Annotated in this window: 17 protein-coding genes and 1 pseudogene; 4 read left to right on the top strand and 14 right to left on the bottom strand. The window is 64.8% G+C overall.

Annotated elements, in window-relative coordinates:
* Nucleotides 1-4: 4 nt before the first annotated feature.
* Genes IVB18_RS19915 through IVB18_RS19900 form a run of 4 tightly spaced genes read right to left on the bottom strand, consistent with a single transcriptional unit; the run spans nt 5 to nt 5,723 of the window.
* Nucleotides 5-1,210, bottom strand: a complete 1,206-nt coding sequence (locus IVB18_RS19915) for a 2Fe-2S iron-sulfur cluster-binding protein (RefSeq protein ID WP_247990696.1) — start codon at nt 1,208-1,210, stop codon at nt 5-7.
* The gene (locus IVB18_RS19910) at nt 1,207-2,043 is read right to left on the bottom strand and encodes an FAD binding domain-containing protein (RefSeq protein WP_247990695.1); all 837 of its coding nucleotides are present in this window, start codon (nt 2,041-2,043) and stop codon (nt 1,207-1,209) included. Before IVB18_RS19910 ends, IVB18_RS19915 begins: the two co-directional genes overlap by 4 nt.
* A complete protein-coding gene (locus IVB18_RS19905; protein WP_247990694.1) occupies nt 2,040-4,439 on the bottom strand; it encodes a xanthine dehydrogenase family protein molybdopterin-binding subunit in 2,400 nt (799 codons plus the stop codon). The genes IVB18_RS19910 and IVB18_RS19905 overlap by 4 nt, the downstream gene beginning before the upstream one ends.
* 6 nt (nt 4,440-4,445) lie before the next feature.
* On the bottom strand, nt 4,446-5,723 hold the full coding sequence (locus tag IVB18_RS19900) for an amidohydrolase/deacetylase family metallohydrolase (protein ID WP_247990693.1): 1,278 nt from the start codon (nt 5,721-5,723) through the stop codon (nt 4,446-4,448).
* A 159-nt stretch (nt 5,724-5,882) separates the two neighbouring features.
* Here IVB18_RS19900 and IVB18_RS19895 point away from each other — a divergent pair, with 159 nt between their 5' ends.
* From IVB18_RS19895 to IVB18_RS19885, 3 genes are all read left to right on the top strand, one after another.
* A complete protein-coding gene (locus tag IVB18_RS19895) occupies nt 5,883-6,377 on the top strand; it encodes a MarR family transcriptional regulator (protein WP_247990692.1) in 495 nt (164 codons plus the stop codon).
* A 298-nt stretch (nt 6,378-6,675) separates the two neighbouring features.
* The gene (locus tag IVB18_RS19890; RefSeq protein ID WP_247990691.1) at nt 6,676-8,094 is read left to right on the top strand and encodes a cytosine permease; all 1,419 of its coding nucleotides are present in this window, start codon (nt 6,676-6,678) and stop codon (nt 8,092-8,094) included.
* Between the two features lie 9 nt (nt 8,095-8,103).
* Entirely contained in the window at nt 8,104-9,042 is a 939-nt protein-coding gene (locus IVB18_RS19885; protein ID WP_247990690.1) for an acetamidase/formamidase family protein, read from the top strand.
* On the opposite strand, the gene IVB18_RS19880 is transcribed toward IVB18_RS19885, so the two are convergent.
* From IVB18_RS19880 to IVB18_RS19840, 10 genes and pseudogenes are all read right to left on the bottom strand, one after another.
* Nucleotides 9,009-9,425, bottom strand: coding sequence for a hypothetical protein (locus IVB18_RS19880; protein ID WP_247990689.1), 417 nt, complete (start codon nt 9,423-9,425; stop codon nt 9,009-9,011). The genes IVB18_RS19885 and IVB18_RS19880 overlap by 34 nt on opposite strands.
* 236 nt (nt 9,426-9,661) lie before the next feature.
* The gene (locus IVB18_RS19875; protein ID WP_247990688.1) at nt 9,662-12,979 is read right to left on the bottom strand and encodes a molybdopterin-dependent oxidoreductase; all 3,318 of its coding nucleotides are present in this window, start codon (nt 12,977-12,979) and stop codon (nt 9,662-9,664) included.
* Nucleotides 12,980-12,981: 2 nt separating this feature from the next.
* Nucleotides 12,982-13,974, bottom strand: coding sequence for an ornithine cyclodeaminase family protein (locus IVB18_RS19870; RefSeq protein ID WP_346732644.1), 993 nt, complete (start codon nt 13,972-13,974; stop codon nt 12,982-12,984).
* A 24-nt stretch (nt 13,975-13,998) separates the two neighbouring features.
* The gene (locus tag IVB18_RS19865; RefSeq protein WP_247990686.1) at nt 13,999-14,661 is read right to left on the bottom strand and encodes an XRE family transcriptional regulator; all 663 of its coding nucleotides are present in this window, start codon (nt 14,659-14,661) and stop codon (nt 13,999-14,001) included.
* Between the two features lie 65 nt (nt 14,662-14,726).
* Nucleotides 14,727-15,956 (bottom strand): ABC transporter substrate-binding protein, encoded by a 1,230-nt coding sequence (locus IVB18_RS19860; RefSeq protein WP_247990685.1) that lies wholly within the window; start codon nt 15,954-15,956, stop codon nt 14,727-14,729.
* A gap of 101 nt (nt 15,957-16,057) precedes the next feature.
* Nucleotides 16,058-16,954, bottom strand: coding sequence for a branched-chain amino acid ABC transporter permease (locus tag IVB18_RS51955; protein ID WP_346732669.1), 897 nt, complete (start codon nt 16,952-16,954; stop codon nt 16,058-16,060).
* Between the two features lie 141 nt (nt 16,955-17,095).
* Nucleotides 17,096-17,971: pseudogene (locus IVB18_RS51950) on the bottom strand (branched-chain amino acid ABC transporter permease); the annotation flags it as partial.
* A 13-nt stretch (nt 17,972-17,984) separates the two neighbouring features.
* Nucleotides 17,985-18,686 (bottom strand): ABC transporter ATP-binding protein, encoded by a 702-nt coding sequence (locus IVB18_RS19850; RefSeq protein ID WP_247990683.1) that lies wholly within the window; start codon nt 18,684-18,686, stop codon nt 17,985-17,987.
* Nucleotides 18,679-19,440, bottom strand: coding sequence for an ABC transporter ATP-binding protein (locus IVB18_RS19845; protein WP_247990682.1), 762 nt, complete (start codon nt 19,438-19,440; stop codon nt 18,679-18,681). Before IVB18_RS19845 ends, IVB18_RS19850 begins: the two co-directional genes overlap by 8 nt.
* Nucleotides 19,441-19,592: 152 nt before the next feature.
* Nucleotides 19,593-20,876 carry an FAD-binding oxidoreductase gene (locus IVB18_RS19840; RefSeq protein WP_247990681.1) on the bottom strand — a complete coding sequence of 428 codons (1,284 nt, stop codon included), beginning with the start codon at nt 20,874-20,876 and terminating at the stop codon, nt 19,593-19,595.
* A gap of 204 nt (nt 20,877-21,080) precedes the next feature.
* Here IVB18_RS19840 and IVB18_RS19835 point away from each other — a divergent pair, with 204 nt between their 5' ends.
* A complete protein-coding gene (locus IVB18_RS19835) occupies nt 21,081-21,977 on the top strand; it encodes a LysR substrate-binding domain-containing protein (protein ID WP_247991676.1) in 897 nt (298 codons plus the stop codon).
* Nucleotides 21,978-22,117: the final 140 nt, after the last annotated feature.

Below are 22,117 nucleotides of genomic sequence, written 5' to 3'. Positions count from 1 at the left end.
TCCGTCATCCCGCTCCGCCCCGGCTGGCGAAGAAGCGGCCAAAGACGCGCGCGACCCGGGCGCGCAAGACATCGAAGATGATCGACAAGCCGCTGAGCTCCGCCGGAGCCACCTCGCGCAGCGGCGCACCCGACATGTGGCGGTCGAGATTGCCGGCGAAGTCCGCAATCAGACGTCTGGCGAGATCGCGCACCAGGTCGGGACGACCGACCTGGGCCAGCATTCCCGTGAGCGTGTAGCCGATCGACAGTTCGACCGCGGTCGCCGTGCCATCATCGACCGGCACGAGGCGATAGCGGATTTCTCCCTGCGTCGCCGAGTGGCTGCGCCGGTCGGTGCCGATGCCAATGATGCGGCCTGAGAGCGTCGCAGGATCGCGTTCGACGCGCGCGGCCCCCTCGAAGGCCGCCGCGATCGGCCCGAGCCTGACGCGGATCGCGCCTACAACGCGCTCCGGGCTCGGTGGCGCCGTCAGCGACACGCCGGGCAGGCAGGCTGCGACGCCCACGATATCATCGAACATCGCAAACACCTTCGCCGGCGCATGCGGCAGCGTGAAGCGCTGCTCCAGAACAGTTGCAGGGGTGAAGTCCGGAATGACGCCCGGGGCGACACCGTCCAATGCCGGCGCGAACTCCTGCCGCGCGAGCCGAAGCGGCTGCTCGTTTCGACCGGGTGCGGCTCGCCCCGAGCCCGCGGGGCCAAGGCAGCTCCGACCACCGCCGGCTTGCGGCGCGATATTGCGCGCGCGCCGGGCCTCGATCACGGACTGCACCGCCCGCACGATTCCGACATAGCCGGTGCAGCGGCAGAGATTACCGCTCAGGCCGACGCGGATTCGGCGCTCGTCGCCATCCGGCAGACGCAGCACCAGGTCGCGCGCCGACACCAGCATCCCCGGGGTGCAATAGCCGCATTGCAAAGCATGCTCCCGGGTGAAGGCGGCACGTAGCTCGGCCGTGACCTCGTCCTCGTCGAGGCCTTCGATCGTGGTGATGTCGGCGCCCTGGCAGGCCACGGCATAGGTGATGCAGGAGCGCGCCGGCACGCCGTCGAGCAGCACGGTGCAAGCGCCGCAAACGCCGTGCTCGCAGCCCAGATGCGTGCCGGTCAGGTCGAGCTTGTCGCGGACGAAATCGGCAAGACTGGTGCGCGGCTCCGCCAGCACCTCCACCGCACGACGGTTGACGTTGAGGGCGATGATGTTCATGCGGCGGCCTCTTCAACGGCGCGCTTCAACACGCTGACATGGATATGACGTTGTACGGCGTCACTGATGCCCGCCTTCGCAAGGAGAACATCCGCGACACGGGCGTCAAAACGCTGCTTGTAATCGGCGGCGACCCGCCCGCCGAATAGCTCCGCTGCATCGGTCACGACGATCGGCGCCGTGTCGATCGCACCGATCACGACGCGGGCCGTGGCGCCGGTCGGATCGACCAGGACCGCGCCGATGGCATGGGCAAACTCGCCGGTCTTGCGGCAGCTCTTGGCATAGCCCCAATGCGCCGAGACCGATCGCGCCGGCACGCGGATGGCCTCGACGATCTCACCGGCGTGCAGCGCCGATTCGAGGGCGCCAACGACGAACGCCTCGATGGCCAGCGTGCGTGCGCCGGCGAGGCTGCGCAGCGTCAACCGCGCCCCCAGAGCCGCGAGCGCCGAGACCCAGTCCGCGGCGGGATCGGCATGGCTGAGCGAGCCGCCGATCGTGCCGCGGTTGCGCACCGCGCGATAGGCGATGTTGGCGGCAACGCCGCGCATGGCGCCACGCGTCACATCGGGCGTGCGTCCATCCTCGATATCGGCATGCGTGATCAAGGCCCCGAGCACGAGCTCGTCGCCGCAAAACTCCGCCTGCTTGAGGTCGGCAAGGCCGGAGATATCGACGACCAGTTCCGGCTGCACCAGCCGCAAGTTCAGCATCGGCCCGAGCGACTGGCCGCCCGCGATGATCTTCGCCGATCCGTTCGCCGCTGCAAGCATCGACAGCGCCGCGTTGAGGTCGCGTGGACGCTCATAGCCGAACGGCGCGGGTTTCATGCCGCGGTCCTTTCGGCGGCGCGCGCGGCCAGCACGGCCTCAACCACGCGACGTGGCGTGATCGGCGACTGCATCATCTCGACGCCGAGCGGCCGCAGCGCATCGTTGACGGCGTTGGCGATCGCGGCAGGCGGCGCAATCGCGCCGCCCTCGCCGATACCTTTCACGCCGAACTGCGTGTAGGGCGATGGCGTCTCCATGTGGTCGATCCGCGCCGCCGGAACCTCGGTCGCGCCGGGAAGCAGATAGTCGGCCAGCGTCGTCGCCAGCGGCTGGCCGGACGCATCGAACGGCATTTCCTCGTAGAGCGCGGTGCCGATCCCCTGGGCGAGACCGCCATAGATCTGGCCGTCGACGACCATCGGGTTGACCAGCACGCCGCCGTCTTCGACGATCACGTAATCGAGGATCTCGACCTCGCCGAGATCGGGATCGACCGCAACGACGGCGGCATGCGCGGCGTAGCTGAAGGTGCCGCTGTCGCGGACGGGCTTGTAGCCCTGGGTTACTTCCAGTCCGCCCGGATCGACGTCGGCCGGCAGATCCTGCGGGCGGCGATACCAGGTGTGAGCGATCGCCTGGAGGCTGACGCTGCCATTGACGCCGCGCACCTCGCCGTTCTGCAACACCACCGAGGCCGGATCATGCTGCAACAGTTTGGCGCCGATGCGCCTGGCACGTTCGCCGAGCTCGCGGCAGGCGGCCGCCACCGCACCGCCCGCCATGACCATCGAGCGCGAGCCCCAGGTGCCGGTCGAATAAGGCGTCATCGCGGTGTCGCCGAGGATAATACGCACCTTTGCGACGTCTATTCCCATCATCTCATGCGCGACCTGGGCGAGCGTCGTCTCCATGCCCTGCCCGTGCGAATGCACGCCGACGCGCAGCTCGAGGCGGCCGTCCGGCGTCAGCCGTACCGATGCCTGCTCATGGCCCGGCACCATCGGAATGCCCCAGCCGGAATAGACCGACGTGCCGTGCGCGGCCTGCTCGCAATAGATGGAGACGCCGACGCCGATCCGGCGGCTATCGGCGTCGCCGTGCCCTCGACGCTGGCGCGCGCGAATGCCGTCGATGTCGATCGCGGCCAGCGCGCGCCGCATCGCCTCGGGATAGTCACCGCTGTCAAAATGCTTCTTCGTAATGTTGTCGAACGGCATCTGTTCCGGCCGCACCAAGTTGCGCAGCCGCACGTCGCCGGGCTCGAGACCGGCTTCGATCGCCACGAGGTCGAGCATTAGTTCCAGCGCAAAGCACACGCCGGTGCGCGCCACACCGCGATAGGGCAGAATCGGGCATTTGTTGGTGGCGACCGAGAAGGTGCGGCAGCGATAGGCCGGCATCCGATAGGGGCCGGGCAGGATGCTCGCGACCTGCGCGGCCTCGAGACAGGCCGAGAACGGATAGGAAGAATAGGCGCCGGAATCCACGGTCGCCTCGCAATCGATGCCGCGCAACGTGCCGTCCCGATCGGCATAGACCGTGATCCTGTAATGGTGCTCGCGGCAATTGGAGCTGGCAACGAGATGCTCGCGGCGATCCTCGGTCCAGCGCACGGGATGGCCGTGCCGCATCGTCAGCCAGGACAGGCAGACCTCTTCGGGCAACAAGATTCCTTTATGCCCGAATCCGCCGCCGACATCGGGCGAGATCACGCGGATCCGGCCCTCCTCCATGCCAAGACATTCGGCGAGACCGCTGCGCGTGATGTGCGGCATCTGAGCCGCGGAATGCAGCGTGAGCTGATCGAGCCGCCGGTCGAAGGTCGCGACCACGCCGCGGCCCTCGAGCGGCGACATGCATTGCCGCGCGGTCGAAATCTCGCGCGTCACCTTGATCGGCGCGTCCAGCGCGGCGGAGATGTCGACCTCATAGTTGGTCTCGAGGAAGACGTTGTCGCCCCAATGCTCATGCACCAGGGCCGAGCCCGGCTCGCGCGCCTTCAGCATGTCGTACACGGCGGGCAGCTCCTCGAGGTCGAGCATCACGGCAGCCGCGATGTCCTCCGCCTCGGCGCGCGTTGGTGCGACACACATAGCGACGAGTTCGCCGACCTGGCGCACCTTGCCGGTGGCCAATACCGGCTGTTCCGAAATCTTGAAGCCAGGAAGTTCCGATACCGCGCGGATCGGATTGACGCCGACGAGGTCCGCTGCCGAAAATACGCTGCCGCGGTAGCGCTCGGGCACGTGGATGCCTCGGATTCGCGCATGCGCCAGCGGACTGCGCACGAACGCGACGTCCTGGAGGCCAGCGAGGCGAATGTCGGCAACGAACTGGCCGCGGCCACGCATCAGCCGATCGTCTTCCTTCCGCGGCAGCCGTGCGCCCACGCCCTGCCTGGACCTGCCAGAAGGAAACTCTCGCTCGTTGCGCACGCCGGCGTCCTCCTTCACCGCGCGCTACGCCGCGACGGCCTGCGGCAGGATCGGCGCGACGGCGTCAAAGCGCGTACCGGCGCGCAGGCAGAACGCCGGCTGAAGCAGACGCTCGGCGATCACCTCGTTCTTCTCGTTGTCCTTGAGGGCGAAGCGGCCGTTCTTCTCCGTGAGAACGGAGATGTCCGCATCCCGGCCGACCTTGAGAGCGCCGATCTCTTCGCTGCGGCCGAGCATCTTGGCCGGATTGGAGGTGACCATCGGCACCACCTGCTCGAGCGACAAGCCAAGCGCCATCATCGAGCTCATAGCCTGTACCAGGCTGAACTTGGCCTGCCCGGCGAAGGGGTGGTTTTCCTCATCCTCGTGCTGGTCGGGGGTCCCGGCCGGCGCGGGCACATGCGTGTTGTAGCCGTGAATGTCTGCCCCGAGCGTCGTCGGAATGATGCCGGCCGCGATCGCCTTCTTCGCAAGCCGGTACGAGAAGTGGCTGCCGTGACCGACGTCAACCCTCAGGCCGCGATCGAGCGCCGCCTGGATCACCGGATGCACCTCGCCCTCGCGGTTGACGAAGCCGCCGGGATGGCGCGTGAAGGGATGCGCGAGAATGTCGCCTTCACGCAAGAGCGGGATCACGCGGGTCAGGATGGTGTCCGCATCTTCGCCATTGACGCCGCTCTCGGGCAAACCCCAGAGCTGGCCGAAATGCACATAGACGGGAAGATCGGCACGGCGACCGATCTCGGCGGCCATCTCGATGACGCGGATTCCCCAGCGCGCAAAGCCGCCGATCTCCGCATGGGCCTTGATGCCGCGCACGATGTCGAGATTGGCCATCGCCGATTTGACGGTCGCATCGATGTCGACACCGTCCGGACTATAGAGTTTCGGATAGTAGTGCCCCTCCAACCCGCCGACGAGATACGCGGACAGGAACGCATAGACGCGCGAGGCCGAGGACTCCGCGATGAAATGGCGAAAACCGGGCAGTGTCATGCAGGACGGACCGCCCTGATCGACCAGCGTCGTTACGCCCGATTGCACGCCGACCATGTCGGCATTCATGCCGAAGCGGCCGGAGACATATTGATAGACATGCGCATGGGTGTCGATCAGTCCGGGCAGCACGAGCTTGCCGCTGACATCGACTACCTCGCTGGCACTGCTCGGCAGGATGTCCGGCGCGACGGCCGCGATCTTGCCGTTTCGGATGGCGATGTCCCTGATGCCGTCCACACCGGAGGCCGGGCAGATCATGCGACCGCCTCGCAGCAGAAGGTCGAAGCTGGCAGTGACGGACATGGCGCTCTCCTCTGTTTCGCGCAGACGGTTTGCCCCGCCCCGGAATTACGAAGCATGCTTCGTATTTTACAGAAGCAAACTTCGTGCCATGATCTGATGGTAGCGAGCGCACTCGAATCGAGCTAAGCGCGACGGAGTTCCAAGCTGGGAGAGCGCGCATTGCGGCAAGCAAAGAAACGTCGCAGCGGGGGCAAGCACCGCCCCTGGCCATTGTCCCAACGTCCCGGCTACTTGATCCGGCGGCTGCACCAGATTCACGTCGCACTCTTTCAGGAGGCGTGCGGCGAGTTCGAAATCACACCATTGCAATACAGCCTGCTTTCTGCGCTGGCGGTCCGCGAGACCGCCGATCAGACGACTTTGGCGGCCGATATCGCCCTCGATCGAACCACAACGACCGGCGCACTGAAGCGCCTCGCCGCACGGAACCTGGTCGAACGCGCCGTCAACAAGAACGATCGCCGAGCACGCTTGTGCCGGCTGACGCCGGCAGGCGCCGCCCTGCTCGTCAAGATCGAGGGCTCAGCGCGAAGGGCGCACCGCGCGACGCTCGGCGATCTCAGTGAGCGCGAACAGGCACTGTTCATCGAGATGATGCAGCGCATCGTGGCCGGCAACCCCAGTCGCGACAGCGCCGCTGCCCTATTTGAATAGCCGCCGGAGCGACCGCCTGCTGCACTTTTGAGTTGGGTTGCCCAATTTATCATCGCGTCACTGCTCCCGGCGCAAACGTCCTCAGCGTCTTCTCATGCGTCCAGACAGCGAAGCAATGTCTCACACATGCTGCGGCGGCACGGCACGTGAGGCCGGCCCACACTTGAAAACTCAGCGGCAATCCAGTGCAAGGCGCGCTGCATCCCGCGGCAGCGCAAGCCCTGCCCGGCAAGTCCGAACCCAATGGCACGATTTATGCTGCAGCCAATGCGAAGTGTGCTTCGTATTGGGGGACGTCATGACGGATTCCGAACTTCGCGCTGACATTCACAGCATCGAGCCCATTCCCGACGCAGACCGGGACTCGACCGGACCACAGCAGATGTGGATCTGGGCGGGCGCCAACATCGCTCCGGTCAACTGGGCGCTTGGCGCACTCGGCATCATCCTGAAGCTCGGATTGATGGAGACGATCGCGGTCATCGTGATCGGCAACATCGTCGGCTGCGCCATCTTCGCCGCGTTCACGGTGATGGGACACAAGACCGGCGTCAACCAGATGGTGTTGAGCCGATCCGCGTTCGGGGTCCGCGGCGCCTACCTGCCAAGCATCCTGATGTTCGTGATGACGCTGGGCTGGATCGGCGTGAACACCTACTTCCCGGTGAAGATTTCGATCGGCATCCTCGGCCAGTTCGGCGTTCCCGACACCTGGCTGATCGAGATCGTTATCATCACGGTGGTGATGGCCGCTCAGGTCATGATCGGGGTTTACGGGTTCTACGCGATCCGCACCTTCGAGAAATACACGGTGCCGCCGACCATCGCCATTATGGTACTGATGAGCATTCTGGCGTGGACCCGACCCGGTGTCGTCAATTGGGGACTTGCAACGTCGCTGCCGCCCGGTGCGCACCTTGCGATGCTGACCCTGCTCACGACGGCGATCGGTGTCGGCTGGGGCATTTCCTGGGTTACATGGGCTTCCGACTATTCGCGCTTCGCACCGAGAAACGTGCCTGCCAAGTCCGTGTTCTGGTACAGTTACATCGGCATGTTCGTGCCAACGGTCTGGCTCGGCATTCTTGGCGCCACCATCGCCTCGACGACGCTCGACACCGATCCCGCCAAAATGGTCAGCGCGGTGTTCGGCGGCCCGGTCAGCATCCTGGTCCTGCTGATGGTGCTGCACGGCCCGATCGCCACCAACATCCTCAACGTCTACTCGGCGACACTGGCGGCACTGAGCGCGGGGCTCAAGTTCTCGCGCTTCTGGCTCACCGTCATCGTCGGCATCGCCGGCTATCTGGTCACGCTGTATTTCATCTTCGCGCCGTCTTTCGCCAAGGCGTTCGACAACTGGATGATCAGCCTGCTGCTGTGGATGAGCCCGTGGGCCGGCGTGGTGCTCGCGGATTTCTTCATCAAGCGCAAGGGCAAGATCAACGTCGCCGAGCTCTATCGCTCGCCGGAAGCCAGCGCCTATGGCGACATCAACTGGGCCGGCATGATCGCCTTTTTTGCGGGTCTCATTGCCGGATGGTCGGTGGAAGACGGCCTGGTCGGTGCGCTCCAGGGGCCGATCTCGATCAACTTCCTGGGCGGCGCCGATCTGAGCTGGCTGTTCGGGATCGGGGTCTCTGGCCTGGTCTATCTGGTCCTCGGCAAGCACGTGACCTCGACTTCTTCGATCGCTGCGAGCACCGCAGGGAGGTGACGGCGAGTCATGGACTTCATTCTTCGATCCACTCCCGGAAACGTTCAGTGGGGACTTTGGGATGGACGGCTGAAGCCGGCGCTCCGGATCTCACCCGGAGACCGCGTAAAAATCGAAACGCTCTCCGGCGAGCCAGATGATCTGCCCGATCCGTCACTCGGCTTTGACGTGGTGCCCGGACACGCGGATGTGCTGGCAAGCACGTTTCGCGGTCCAGGACCGCACCTTCTCACCGGGCCGATCCACATCGAAGGCGCCGAGCCCGGTGACGTCCTCGAGGTGCGCGTCCTGAACATCGAACTGCGCTGCAACTGGGGCTGGAATCTCCAGGTCCCGACGCTCGGCACTCTCCCTGAGGACTTCCCCGAGTTTCGCCGCATCCACATTCCGCTCGACCGCGCGCGCAACGTCGCAAAACTTCCCTGGGGGCAGGAGCTGCCCCTCGCCCCGTTCTTCGGCAATTTCGGTGTCGCACCGCCGCCGACATGGGGCCGGCTGTCCTCAAAGGAGCCGCGGGTCTTTGGCGGCAACATGGACAACAAGGAGCTCGGTGCCGGCAGCACGGTCTATTTTCCCGTATTCGTGCCGGGTGCGATGTTTTCCGCGGGCGATGGTCACGCGCTTCAGGGCGACGGCGAAGTCTGCCTGACCGCGATCGAGGCGGCGCTCACCGGCACCTTCGAATTCCACGTCAGGCGCGATCTTCGCCTCTCCTCGCCCCGCGCGGAAACCGCGTCCGACTGGATCACGATGGGATTCGATGAAGATCTCGATGATGCGGCCAAGGCCGCGCTGCGCAACATGATCGCGCTGATCCGCGAGCGGAGTAGCCTCTGCGCGCAGGATGCGTATACGCTCTGCTCCATCGCGGCGGACCTACGGGTCACTCAAATGGTCGACGGCAACAAGGGGATTCACTGCGTTCTTGCAAAATCTCGCATGCCGTGACCCAGCTTGCTCGTGAGCCACGTCCGCGTCAGATCATGCGGGGCTGGCTCTCGACCGAACCTGATCGTGGCCGCTTGCTGCGCTGCGAAGTCCACAATGAGCTGTTCGAGCGCGCGATTCTTCATGTCGTCGCCGAGGTCAGGTACGGTCACCGAGATGGTACGCGTGCGCGCTTCGCGGTGGGGTGCGCGCAATCGTCCGGGATGCGCGCGTCCATACGCATCGAGGAATGCCGCGCGCTCGGCGCCGGACAAATGGCAGACTTCGAAGATGACCGTGACATGCTTCGCCGGGATCGGCACCAGATACGCCGGATTGGTGATCTGGGTCACGAAGAAGCGATTCTTGCCTAGCGCCGCCGCAAGCAGGGTGCGACGCTGCATTTCCGCGTCGCTGGACCCGACGGCGAGGCCGCTTGCTGCCGTGCTTGCGCTTGTGCGCGACGGTTTCGGCGAAGCTTGACGGCGGTGGCCGAGATCCATCTCATCGGCCGTGCTGCTTCGCCGGGTCTCGCGATCGGGCCGGTCACCATGCTGACTGTGGCCGTGGCCAAGCGGACGGCGAGCGACGATCCCGCACAGGAAGCGATCACTAGTTGACCCAGCTTCCGCTATCCCCGTCATGCGTCGATGACGAGATCGGAAAGTGGAACGGCCTGACAGGTCAGGCAATGCCCGTGATCCAGCTCCGGGCAATCGACGAGATGGCGGACCTCGCCGGTTTTTATCGGCACGGCGCAGCTCTCGCATTGTCCGACACGGCAGCCGCTCGGAATCGCAATGCCCGCAGTTTCCGCCGCTGCGAGAATACTGGCAAGCGGCGCCTGTGGCGACCATGTCAATGTGCGTCCAGAGCGCGCGAAATGGATTTGGCGCGACAGCAGGCCATCGAGCGCGCGAGGCGCGGGCGAACGGAAGCGTTCCTTGAATATCTCGAAGACCGGTACGCCTCGCGCATGCAGAGCCGCGCCGACCTCTTCCATCATCGCATCCGACGCACACATGTAGATGCGCGCGCGTTTGCGCAGCAATTCCGTGTCGATATCCGATGCCGCGAACCGCCCCAGTCGGTCGAAGCGGTCGCCGCTCTGCGGGCGGCTCAGATGCGTGACGAGCGTCAAGTTCGGCAACCTCTGCCGCAACGCTTCAAGCCGATGGTGGAACGGCCGGCTTGCGCCATCGCGGCACCCATAGTGCAGCGTGACGCGCGGTTCATCGGTGCCGCCTTCAAGCGTTTCGAGGTAAGACAAGAATGGCGTGATACCGATGCCGCCGGCGATCAAGACGACCGGAAACTCGTTGCGCAACGGCAGCACGAAGTCGCCCTTCGGTGACTGCAATTCAACGGTGTCGCCGGGTGCGAGCTTATGCCGGACCACCGTCGAAACTTGTCCGCCTGCGATGTGCCTGACACCGATGTGGTAGGCATCGGGCGCAGCGACCGCGCATCCCGTGAGCGAATAGGAGCGGATCGCCTCGCCAATCCGGAAGCTGACGTATTGGCCGGGCCGGAAAGCCGGAAGTGAGCCGCCATCGACCGGTCGTAATGTCAACGCCACTACGTCGCTACATTCCTCCCGGCGCTTTGCAACGACGAACGACCGCCAGCCCTGCCAGGAGGTGGTCTCGTCACGCTCGACGTCGCAGGCAAAGGAGCGCAGCGCCAACGCTCCGCTGAGGGGATCGCGCCCGCCTTCCGAGATAATGGCGTTGAAGCTGGCGCCGATGGGCCGCGTCTCGTCCGGTAGATAGCCCGGCAGGCCGAGATCTGGCGCAGGTTGCCACCAGCCATAGTCGCTCGCCACCACATCCTGCGCGAGCGCTTCGTTAAAGGCCGCGCGCATCCGGATCGTGCCGATGCGACTGCGCACCAACATCCAGTCGCCCTCCAGGATATTCTTGCGACGGGCGAGCTCGGGATGGATCTCGGCTGTCGGTTCCGCGCGCTTGCGGCGTAGCGCATTGATGCCGCGATGCTGGCTGTGGCAGAAATAGCCGCTATTGGCGGAGAACAGCGTCAGCGGAAACGCCTCGTCGCGTTGCTCGGCCGGCTCGATGAAGCGCGGCACCGCCGGATAGCCATGGCGATGCAGCAACTCCGAATAGAGTTCGACCTTCCCGGTCTGGGTGGCGAAGCCGGTCGTCTCGTATTTGCGATGAACGTGCTTGAGTGGCACGCGAATGCCTTCCGGCCTCGCCCGTAGCGCTTCGAGGTCGAGTCCAAGCGGGGCGAGCAGATGCTCAAAACCCTTCTCGATATCGCCGTCGAAGAATAGCTCGCCCATGCCGAGCCGTTTCGCGAGCTGGAATACGATCCACATATCGGAACGGGCATCGCCCTGCCGCGGAATCATCTGCGGGCGCAACTGCACCAGTTCCTGCGCCTCGGGCGAGATCTCGAAACCGAGGCGGAGCGCCTCGTGCTCCCAGGGACTCGACACCGGCAGCACGATGTCGGCCATCTCGGCGGTCGGGTTCAGGAACAGATCGCAGTGAACCTGGAAATCGAGTGCTTTCAGTGCCTCCCGTCCACGCTCCGGCGCAGGATGCGACACCAGAAGGTTGGAGCCGAATGCGAACAGCGCGCGCACGCGGTAGGGCTTTCCGGTCAGCGCCGCGTCGTAGAAGTCGCTGGAGGTGATCCAGCCGTCGGTCGGCGGGCCGAGCGGGCGCTCCGAAAGCCCGAGCGTGCGTGCTCTCGTCTCCGGCGCGATCATCGCGATCGAATGCAGCGAGGGCACCGGAAGGCTCGGCATCCTGACATTGCCGCCTGGCGCATCGAAGCAGCCGGTCAGTGCATAGAGCGTTGCGACGGCGCGTTCGGTCTGTGAGGCATTGGTGTGCTGTCCGAGCCCGGTCCAGCCGTGATAGCAGACCGACGCTGCCGCCGAGATCGTGACCGCGAGCTGCTCAACCTGCGCCGCCGGGATGCCGGTGATACGCCCGACCGTTGCGGCATCGTAGGGCTCGGTCGCCGCCACATAGTGATCGAAACCAGTGCGGCAGGCGACCGGGCCTTGAGGGCCGATGACATCGAAGCATCCCTCGAGCGCGGCTGTCGCGAGCCCGTCCTCGGCCAGCACCGCCCTGCCTGCGACCTCGTCCCAGACCAGGAAACCGTCTCCTTCGAGTCCGGCATCGCGTGCACGCAGAAAACAGCCGTCGCTGTTGCGGATCAGGAAGGCTGCATTGGTCCAGCGCCGCACGAAGTCGGCGTCGTAGGCGCGGTTGACGATGAGCCAGCGCGCCAGGCCGAGCGCCAGCGCCGCGTCGGTGCCGGGGCGGATCCGCAGCCAGAGATCAGCGTCCCGTGCCGAGCCGGCCCGACGTGGGTCGATCACCGCAAGCTTTGCCCCCCTCGCCCGCGCGGCGCCGATCGCCTCCGCTTGGGCGAGCCATACATTGGCGGGGTTGTGGCCCCAGAGCAGGATCAGTTCGGAATTGCGATAATCCGCCGTCGGCAGGCCACAGCCAAAGGTGAAGGCGTGGGCGTGGTCCTTGTGCCAATTGCAGATCTCGGTGGAGAAGCAGTTGTTCGGACTGCCGAAGCCACGGATGAAGCGCTGAATCCAGTCCAGGCTGTCGGATGTCGAGGACGACGAACCGGAGGTCACCGCGAACGCGACCGATTCCGGCCCGGTCTCTCGCCGGTAGCGCCCCAGCCGCTCGGCGATCTCGGTCAGCGCTTCGTCCCAGGATATCGGCACGAAGCCGGGATCGGCGGCCCCCTTCGGTGCGGTGCGTCGCAATGGCGTCTTCAGGCGGCGGGCCGAATGCGCGATCTCCGGCGCGGCCCTGCCTTTCGGGCATATCGCCTTGCCGGTCGGGTGGGCCGGGTTCGGCCGCACCGCGACGAGCCTGTCATTCTCGACGACGTTGATCGTGCCGCAACGGGAGCGGCAGAGCGTGCAGAAGCCGAGCTTTTCCTGCGTAGACATTGCTAGGCCTTCGTTGCCGCACACCCTCGTTCAGGAGGCCGCGCGTGTGAACTCGGATTGCCCTCGCTCACCAGCAGGCTCGCGGCCGCGAGATCCTCAATCGCCGCCCCGACCGACTTGAACAGGGTGATCTCGTCAGCGTCAAGGCGGCCCGGTTTCGCACCGTTTGTCAGTTCATGGAGATCGCCGCAGATACTGTCGGCGCTCCAGGTTCCGGCGGCGATGGGTTGCAGCAGGTCTCCCGCTTCGGCGAGCGCGCCGGGATAGGTATCGACGAAGACCCGGCTGCGCGAAACGGCAGCATCGTCGCTTTCACGCATCTGCGGCGTGAAGGCGCCGACCAGGTCGAGATGGGTTCCCGGCCGCAGCCATTCGCCTTTAACCAAAGGATCGGCCGAGGTCGTGGCGCAGCTCACGATATCGGCGTGCGACAAAGCCTCGGCAAGGTCGACCAGCGGAGCTGCGTTCATACCCTGCCGAACAAGCGCGTCGGCCAGGGCCCGCGCGCGCTGAGGACTGCGTCCCCAGACCAGCACCTTTTCGATCGGACGCACGGCGCGGTGGGCGGCGACGAGTTGGGGCGTGAGATGGCCGGTCCCCACTATAAGCAGCGTGCGGCTGTCCGCGCGCGACAGATAGCCGGATGCGAGTGCTGAAGCAGCCGCGGTGCGGCGGTTGGTCAGCGCCTCGCCGTCAATCATCGCACGCGGCTGGCCAGTCTCACCGTCGAGCAGGAAATACAGCGACGACACCGCACCGAGACCACGCTCGGCATTCTGCGGAAACACCGTGACGAGTTTGACGCCGAGTGCTTCGCCGCGAATCCAGGCCGGCATCGTCAACAGACGCGCCGGCGAGCCATTGACGCCGACCTCGTAGGCCTGCCGCAACGGCATCGGCTCGCCGTCGCGCTTGAAAGCCTCGCGCAATGCCTCGATCAGCATGGGGTAGCCAAGCGCGGCATGAACTTCGGCAGCGGAGTAGCTGCGCAGCATCGCTGTTATTCCTGTCCTACAAAATCATGAGAGCGCGGTGATGCCGGTACATATCCAGATGACCTCGGCATCTTCCTTGCTCAACGATACGACGGCGTGGCCCATCTTGCTGTCGAAATAGGTGCTGTCGCCGACCCCGAGCGTGACGGGGGCGTAGAATTCCGTGAACACCTGGACGGTGCCGGACAGGACGCACAGGAACTCCTCGCCCTCGTGACGCACCCAGCCGGGGAACTCGTCCAGGCTGCGCGCCCGGATCCGTGCCTTGAAAGGCAGGATATGCTTTTGCGAAAGGTCGGTCGCCAACACCTCGTAATCGTAGGTGTCGGTCCGGTGCGGCTTGCCCTCGCCGCTACGCGTGACGCTGCGGCGGCCGAATGGCGCATTCTGGCGACGCTGGTCGAACAGCTCGACGATGTCGAGAGCGACGCCGCGCGTGATCTTCTGGAGCACGTCATAGGTCGGCGACATCTGGCTATTCTCGATCTTCGACAAGGTCGAACGCGCAACCCCGGTTCGCTCGCTCACCTCTTTCAAGGTCAACCCCTTGTCAATCCGCACACGCTTAAGTCTGTGGCCGAGGTCGTCGTCGCCCTCGGCCGGCGCGACGTCGGCCGAGAAACGCGCAGGCACGACCTCAGCGGCCGCGGTCTGCCTCAGCGACGATCGCGTCGCAGTCTTCTTCATCGCGGTTCTCTCCCTTTTTATTGCGTATGTGCGGTCCCGGCGGCGCGGCGCCGCCGGGCTTTGCCTCACTTCTTGACGAGCGGGCATTCACTCTGGGCAAGAGACTGGAAAGCCTGCTCCCCGGGAACTGTCGCCACGACGTTATAGTAGTCCCATGGCTGCTTTGATTCGGAAGGTTTCTTGACCTGGACTAGCAGCATGTTGTGGACCATGCGGCCGTCCTCGCGCACCTTGCCGTCCTTGGCAAAGAAGTCGTCGACGGGCAGTTCGCGCATTTTGGCAGCCACGGCCTTGGCCTCATCGGTCCCGGCAGCCTGGACCGCCTTGAGATAGTGGCGGATCGAGGAATAGACGCCGGCCTGCGGCGCGGTCGGCATCACTTTGCGCACCTCGAAGAAGCGTTTGGCGAAGGCGCGCGTCTCATCGTTCTGGTCCCAGTAGAAGCCTTCGACAAACGAGATGCCCTGCGCGGTCTGCAGACCAAGGGCGTGGACATCCGTGATGAACACGACCGGCGCGGCGATGGCCTGCCCGCCCGCGATGATGCCGAACTCGTTAGCCTGCTTGATCGCCGTCGTCATATCCTTGCCGGCGGTGGCGAGCAGGATAACCTTCGCCTTCGATGCCTGCGCCGGGAGCAGGAAAGACGAGAGATCGGCGGCGCCGAACGGATGGCGGACGGTGCCGAGCACCTTGCCGCCGCTCGCCTTGATCGCCTCGCTCGCAATCTTCTCGAGCGAATGTCCGAAGGCGAAGTCGGCGGTGATGATGAAGAACGTGTCGTTGCCCTTGTCGATCAGCGCCTTCAGCGGGCCGACCGCGTTTGAATAATTGTCGTAGACCCAGTGAAAGCCGGTGGGCGAGCACTGCTTGCCGGTCAAATCCGTCGTGCCGGGCGACGCGAACAGCGCCACCCGGCTGGTCTCGCGCGTCAGCTGCTGCACCGCCAGCGCTATGGCGCTATTGGTGACATCAGAGATGGCGTCGACCTTCTCGTTCTCGATCCAGCGCCGGGCGATGCCGACGCCAATGTCGGCCTTCTGCTGATGGTCGGCGCCGATGACCTCGATCGGCTTGCCGAGCACCTTGCCGCCGAAATCGGCAGCCGCCATCTGCGCCGCCAGCAACGAGCCCGGTCCGTTCAGGTCGGAATACTGGCCAGACATATCGGTCAGCACACCGATCTTGACGACATCGTCGCTGACCTGGGCCGTAGCCTGGCCGGCGATGGCGAGCGGGCCGAGACAGAGCGCGGCCGCAATCCCGCGCAGAAGTTTGGAAGGCGTCTGCGGCATGATCTATCCCCCTGTTGTCAGTCCGCTCTTCCGAGCGGGGTCTGGTTCAGTCCTGTAGCGCTTCCCCGGATGGCGAAGCTTCCTTGTCGAGACGTCCTGGCTCATTCCTGCGGCGCGACCGCCACTTTGCGAAGCACTGCTGATGTCGTCACTGATGCTCGGCGCGGGCGGTGCCAGAACTCGATCAGTTCGCCGACGATGCCGCGTCGGAAGGAGAGCACGCAGACGACGAAGATCAGGCCGTGAATGACGGTGACCCATTGTCCGAACGCCGCCAGATAGTTCTGCATGGCGACGACGATGAAGGCGCCGACGAGCGGGCCGTAGAGCGTGCCGACGCCGCCGAGAAACGTCATCAGCAGCACTTCGCCCGACATTGACCAGTGCACGTCGGTGAGGCTGGCGAGCTGGCTGACGATCGCCTTGGTCGAACCCGCAAGCCCCGCCAGTGCCGCCGAGAGTACAAAGGCCACGAGCTTGTAGCGGTTGGTCTCAAAGCCGAGTGACTGGGCGCGCGGGTCGTGATCGCTGATTGCCTTCAGCACGCGCCCGAATGGCGAACCCACCAGACGCATGATCAGGAAGAATCCGCCGAGGAATATCGCCAGCACGAAAGCGTAGAGATTTGCAGGTCGCGACAGGTCGATCAGGCCGAACAGCATGCCGCGCGGAACTGCCTGCAACCCGTCTTCGCCGCCGGTAAAGCGCGCCTGCAGCGCGACGAAATAGATCATCTGCGCGAAGGCGAGCGTCACCATGGCGAAGTAGATGCCGCTGCGGCGAATGGCGAGCCAGCCGGTGACGAGGCCAAGCATCGCCGCCGTTGCCGTCCCGGCCAGGATCGCAAACTCGGGAGGTAGCCCCCAGATCTTGGCGGCATGGCCGCAGACATAGCCGGCCGAGCCCAGGAACATCGAGTGGCCGAAGGAAACGAGCCGTCCGTATCCGGCGACCAGGTTGAAGGCGCAGGCGAACAGCGCGAAGATCATCGCCTTCATCATGAAGCCTGGATAGACGACGAGTGGCGCAGCCGCGAGGCAGGCGGCGAGCGCCAGGAAGATCAGCATCTGCGTGCGCATTGACGGCGCGGTCACCGACAGGCTGGACGGCGATTGCCCCTGCGCGGCCTCGAGCTTCGATCCGAACAATCCCGCCGGGCGGATCAGCAGCACCACCGCCATCACCACGAAGACGACCGTCGTCGAGCCTTCGGGATAGAAAGCCTTCGTCAGCCCCTCGATGACGCCGACGAGGAAGCCGGTCACGATCGAGCCCATGATCGACCCCATCCCACCGATCACCACCACCGCGAAGACGACAATCAACAGATCGGCTCCCATAAGCGGACTGACCTGGTAAACCGGTGCGGCCAGAACGCCCGCCAGCGCGGCGAGCGCGACGCCGGCGCCGTAAGTCAGTGTGATCATGCGCGGGACGCGGATACCAAAGGCCTGAACCAGCATCGGATTTTCCGTCGCGGCGCGCAGATAGGCGCCGAGCTTGGTCCGCTCGATGACGTACCAGGTGCCGAGGCAGACCACGACTGAGGCTGCGATCACCCAGGCCCGATAGTTCGGCAGGAACATGAAACCGAGATTGTGCCCACCCGTCAGCGCCTGCGGAATCGTATAGGGCTGGCCCGAAGAACCGAACCAGTTGCTGAACGCGCCCTGCACCATCAGCGCAAGTCCGAAGGTGAGCAGCATGCCATAGAGATGGTCGAGCTTGTAGAGGCGTCGCAGCAGCAGCACCTCGATCACGATGCTGAACGCACCGACCGCAAGCGGCGCCAGGATCAGCGCCCACCAATAGCCAACGCCGAGATAATTGAGCAGTAGCCAGGTGCCCATCGCGCCCATCATGTACTGCGCGCCGTGGGCGAAGTTCACGATGTTCATCATGCCGAAGATCACCGCGAGGCCGAGGCTCAGCATGGCGTAGAAGGCCCCGTTGATCAGCCCGAGCAGGAGCTGGCCATAGAGGACTGCGGAAGGGACGCCGAGGATCGTGGTCATAATGCCTGTTCGGTTAGAGTCCGAGATAGCTTTTGAGCGAACCGAGCCTGCCTTCGAACGCAGCGCCCGGAATTTCCTCGACGACGCGGCCGAGCTCCACGATGTAGTGCCGGTCGGCGAGGCCGGCGGCGAAGCCGACATTCTGCTCGACCAGCAGGATGGTGAAGCCGAGCGTCTTCAGTTCGGTGATCGTCTGGCCGATCTGGCGGATGATCACGGGAGCGAGCCCTTCGGTAGGCTCGTCGAGCAGCAGGATGCGCGCGCCCGTGTGCAGAATGCGACCGAGCGCCAGCATCTGCTGCTCGCCGCCGGACAGCTTGGTTCCCTGGCTGTCGAGGCGCTCCTTTAGATTTGGAAACAGCGCGAATATCTGCGCGACCGTCATGCCGCCGGCAGCGACTTTCGGCGGCAGCAGCAGGTTTTCGCGCACGCTCAGGCTCGCGAAGATGCCGCGCTCCTCCGGACAGAACGCGATGCCCTTGCGCGCGATGACATAAGGCGCGGCACCGATGAGTTCGTTGCCGTTGAGCGCGATCGAGCCCGAGCGCTTGTCCAGCAGCCCCATGATCGCCTTCAGCGTCGTGGTCTTTCCGGCACCATTGCGGCCGAGCAGCGTCACCACCTCGCCGGCGCGGACGCTGAAATCCATTCCGTGCAGGACCTTGGACTCGCCGTACCAAGCCTGGAGGTTACCGACCCTAAGGCTCTCAGCCATGCGCCTGCCCCGTATAGGCAGCCATCACGTCGGCGCGCGAGGAGACTTCTGCATAGCTTCCTTCCGCGAGCACTTCGCCGCGCACCATCACGGTGATGGTATCGGCGAGTTCGGCGACCACATTCATGTTGTGCTCGACCAGCAATACCGTGCGACCCTTCCCGGCCTCGCGGATCAATTGCGTTACCCGCCCGATGTCTTCGTGGCCGAGCCCCGCCATCGGCTCGTCGAGCAGCAGCACGCTTGGCTCCAGTGCAAGCGTCGTCGCCAGTTCGAGGACGCGCTTGCGGCCATAGGAAAGACTGCCCGCCATCGTCCCGGCACAGTCCGACAAGCCGAAGCGCTCCAGCTGAGTATCGGCGCGATCGAGCACACTGCGATGACGCGAAATCCGGCCGAGCAAATTCCAGGCGAGACCATGCTCGCGCAGCAGCGCGAGCTCGATATTCTCGCGCACGGTCAGTCCGGCGAACACCGCCGAGATCTGAAACGAACGCACCACGCTGCGCTTGGCCATCGCCGGCATGCTGAGGCGGGTGACGTCATGGCCGTCGTGCAAGATCGTACCGGCCGAAGGCGGAAGGAATTTCGTCAGAAGGTTGAACAGGGTGGTCTTGCCGGCCCCGTTGGGGCCGATCACGGCGTGCATGCTGTTGCGGGCAAGCCGGAAGTTGACGCCATTGACGGCGAAGAAGCCGCCGAACTCGCGGCTGAGGCCGCGGGTCTCCAGAGCGTAAACGGCGCCGTCCGTCATGCCTTACCCTGCTGACGTCTGGATCCTGGATAGGAAAATCAGGCTTGGACCAGACTGCGGGTCCATCCTTGAGCAAAAGTTTCCTATCGTCAACTTATTTCCGATACGATTATTTAGTGCCAGTTCTGAATTCCGGAACCCTGTGGCGGAATCTACAGCCGCGCCTGGATCAGATGAAGGAGCTGCGCCCCGACCTCGTAATAGGCCGCTTTGGCGCTGCGGAAGCTGGGCGTCGTCGGCGTCGAGGCCGGAAGCGGCAGATCTTGCTCGTCGACTTGTCCGAGCGCATGGAGCGCCAAAAGGCGTCCGAAGGTCGTGCCGGGCGCAATGCCGCGCCCGTTGTAGCCGCTGAAGCCGATTACGTTCTCAGCGAGCTTATGGAATCGAGGAAGGTGATCGTCAGTCATCCCGATCAGGCCGTACCACTCGGCTTCAAATCTGACGTCGCCGATTTGCGGGAATAGCTTCTTGAGCGCTCGCTTTGCCCAGGATCGGTGGACCGCGGCACCGGTGCCTCGGAGCGCGCCGCAGCTTCCGAACACAAGGCGGCCGGCGCGATCGAAGCGAAACGAACTCAGCACTTCATTGGTGTCCCAGGCCCCCTGCCGTTCGGGAAGGATGGACGCGCGGATGTTGTCCGACAGCGGCTGGGTGGCGAAGTTGAAATAGGGCAAATAAATCTGCTCCGTTTTGACTTCGGACCAGGGCCCCGTCGCATAGGCATCGGTGGCCACGATGACGCGATCGGCGATGACGTGACCATCCGCGGTTTGCAGCTTCCACTTTCCGCCAACTCGCTCGGCCGAGATAACCGCGCTGCGGGTGAATATCTTCGCGCCAGCGTTCAGGGCGCAGCAGGCAAGGCCCCGCACATAGGCCAGCGGCTGGATCGTGCCCGCGCGCCGATCCCACAGCGATCCGGCGTAAGCGGACGAGCCAATTTTCGCTGCGGTGTCGGCGGCGTTCAACAACTCCACCGGCGCGCCGCGGCGGCTCCACTGCGCGGCGCGCTGCTCGAGTTCCTTCAGTCCTTTGGGACCGACGGCGCAATGCAGCGTGCCGGCGCGCTCGACCTCGCATTCGATGCCATGACGGTCGATGAGATCGAACACCAGCTTCGGCGCGTCGCCCAGCAGCTCGAGAAGGCGCTCGCCGTAACCGCCGCCGAGCATGTCGGGGAGTACATCCGGCATCACCCACATGCCGGCATTGACCAGGCCGACGTTCCGGCCGGCCCCGCCAAAGCCGATCTCCACCGCCTCCAGCAATGCGACGTTCGCACCCGCCTCCGCGAGATGGAGCGCCGCCGAGAGACCGGTATATCCACCGCCGACAATGGCGGTGTCGACCTTGATCGATCCGAGCAACCCGGCGGTTTCAGGCGCCGGCGGTGCGGTCAATTCCCAGAGACCGTGGGATCTGGCGTTGTCTAGCATCGTCTCCGCGTCCTCGTCTGTTGCCGCCCGCAAGGTCGAGTTTTCCGAGGCGCGTTGACTGGTTCATTCCAATTCGGCAAGTTGGATGCCGACCGCTGAAGAGATGCCGAAGATCTGACGGCAAGGCCAGGCGGAAATCTAGCGTTGCCGGCAGCAGCGGGCCAAGCGATGTTTGGTCAAGACCTCATTCGGCTGGAGAATGACGTGCAGGGCCCCCGCCGCTTTTTGCCTTCGCTGCCTCTGCTGTCCGCGTTTGAAGCGGCGGCGCGGACCGGAAGCATCACGGCCGCCGCCAAAGAGCTGTCGCTGACCCAAGGCGCGGTGAGCCGCCAGGTCAAGGCGCTGGAAGAGCAGCTCGAGGTCGAGCTGTTTCATCGCGAACGGCAGACCATCCGCCTGACCGTGGGTGGCGACGCCTATGCCCGCGAGATACGTGATGCGCTGCGCAAGATCAGCACCGCCTCGCTCAATCTGCGCGCCAATCCGTCCGGCGGCACGCTGACCCTGGCCATCCTTCCGACCTTCGGCACCAGATGGCTGGCGCCGCGGCTTCCCAAATTCCTCGCGGGCAACCCCGGCATCACTATCAACCTGGTCACGCGGCTATCGAATTTCGACTTCAGGCTGGAGCCCGTCGACGCCGCGATCCATTTCGGGCGCCCGGAATGGCAAGGGGGTGAACTGGCGTTGTTGCGGTCGGAGACCGTGATCCCTGCCTGCAGTGCCGAGCTGCGAAGCCAATATGGATTCAAGCGAGCAAGCGACCTGCGAAAAGCTCCGCTGCTGCATCTGACGACGCGGCCGGACGCGTGGGAACAATGGCTGACGCTGCACGGCGTGGATGCCCATGCCGTCCATGGCATGCTGCTGGACCAGTTCGCCACCGCATCGCAGGCGGCAATTTCCGGGCTGGGCGTCGCGCTGCTTCCCGAATTTCTCATCGAGGAGGAGCTGAGCACCGGCAAGCTGGTACGCGCCCTTGATTTGCCGATGAAAAGCGCCGAGGCCTACTATCTGGTGTGGCCGACGGATCGGGCGTCCCATCCGCCACTTGTTGCCTTCCGGGAATGGCTTCTTTCCGAAACGGCGCCAGACCGCTGAAGGAGTCCTGCCCCGACGAGGTCAGGTCTCCCAGCGCGCCCTCAACCCCCAGCCACTTTGGCCTTGGCCACCAGTCATTCATCGCTGGAATGACTTGTTGAACTTCTATCGTTTGAAAACGCCGGGCTATTGTCCTCCTC

Origin of the sequence: Bradyrhizobium sp. 186 (assembly GCF_023101685.1) — a bacterium.
Taxonomy (GTDB): Bacteria; Pseudomonadota; Alphaproteobacteria; order Rhizobiales; family Xanthobacteraceae; genus Bradyrhizobium.
This window is presented reverse-complemented; position numbering and strand designations above follow the sequence as displayed.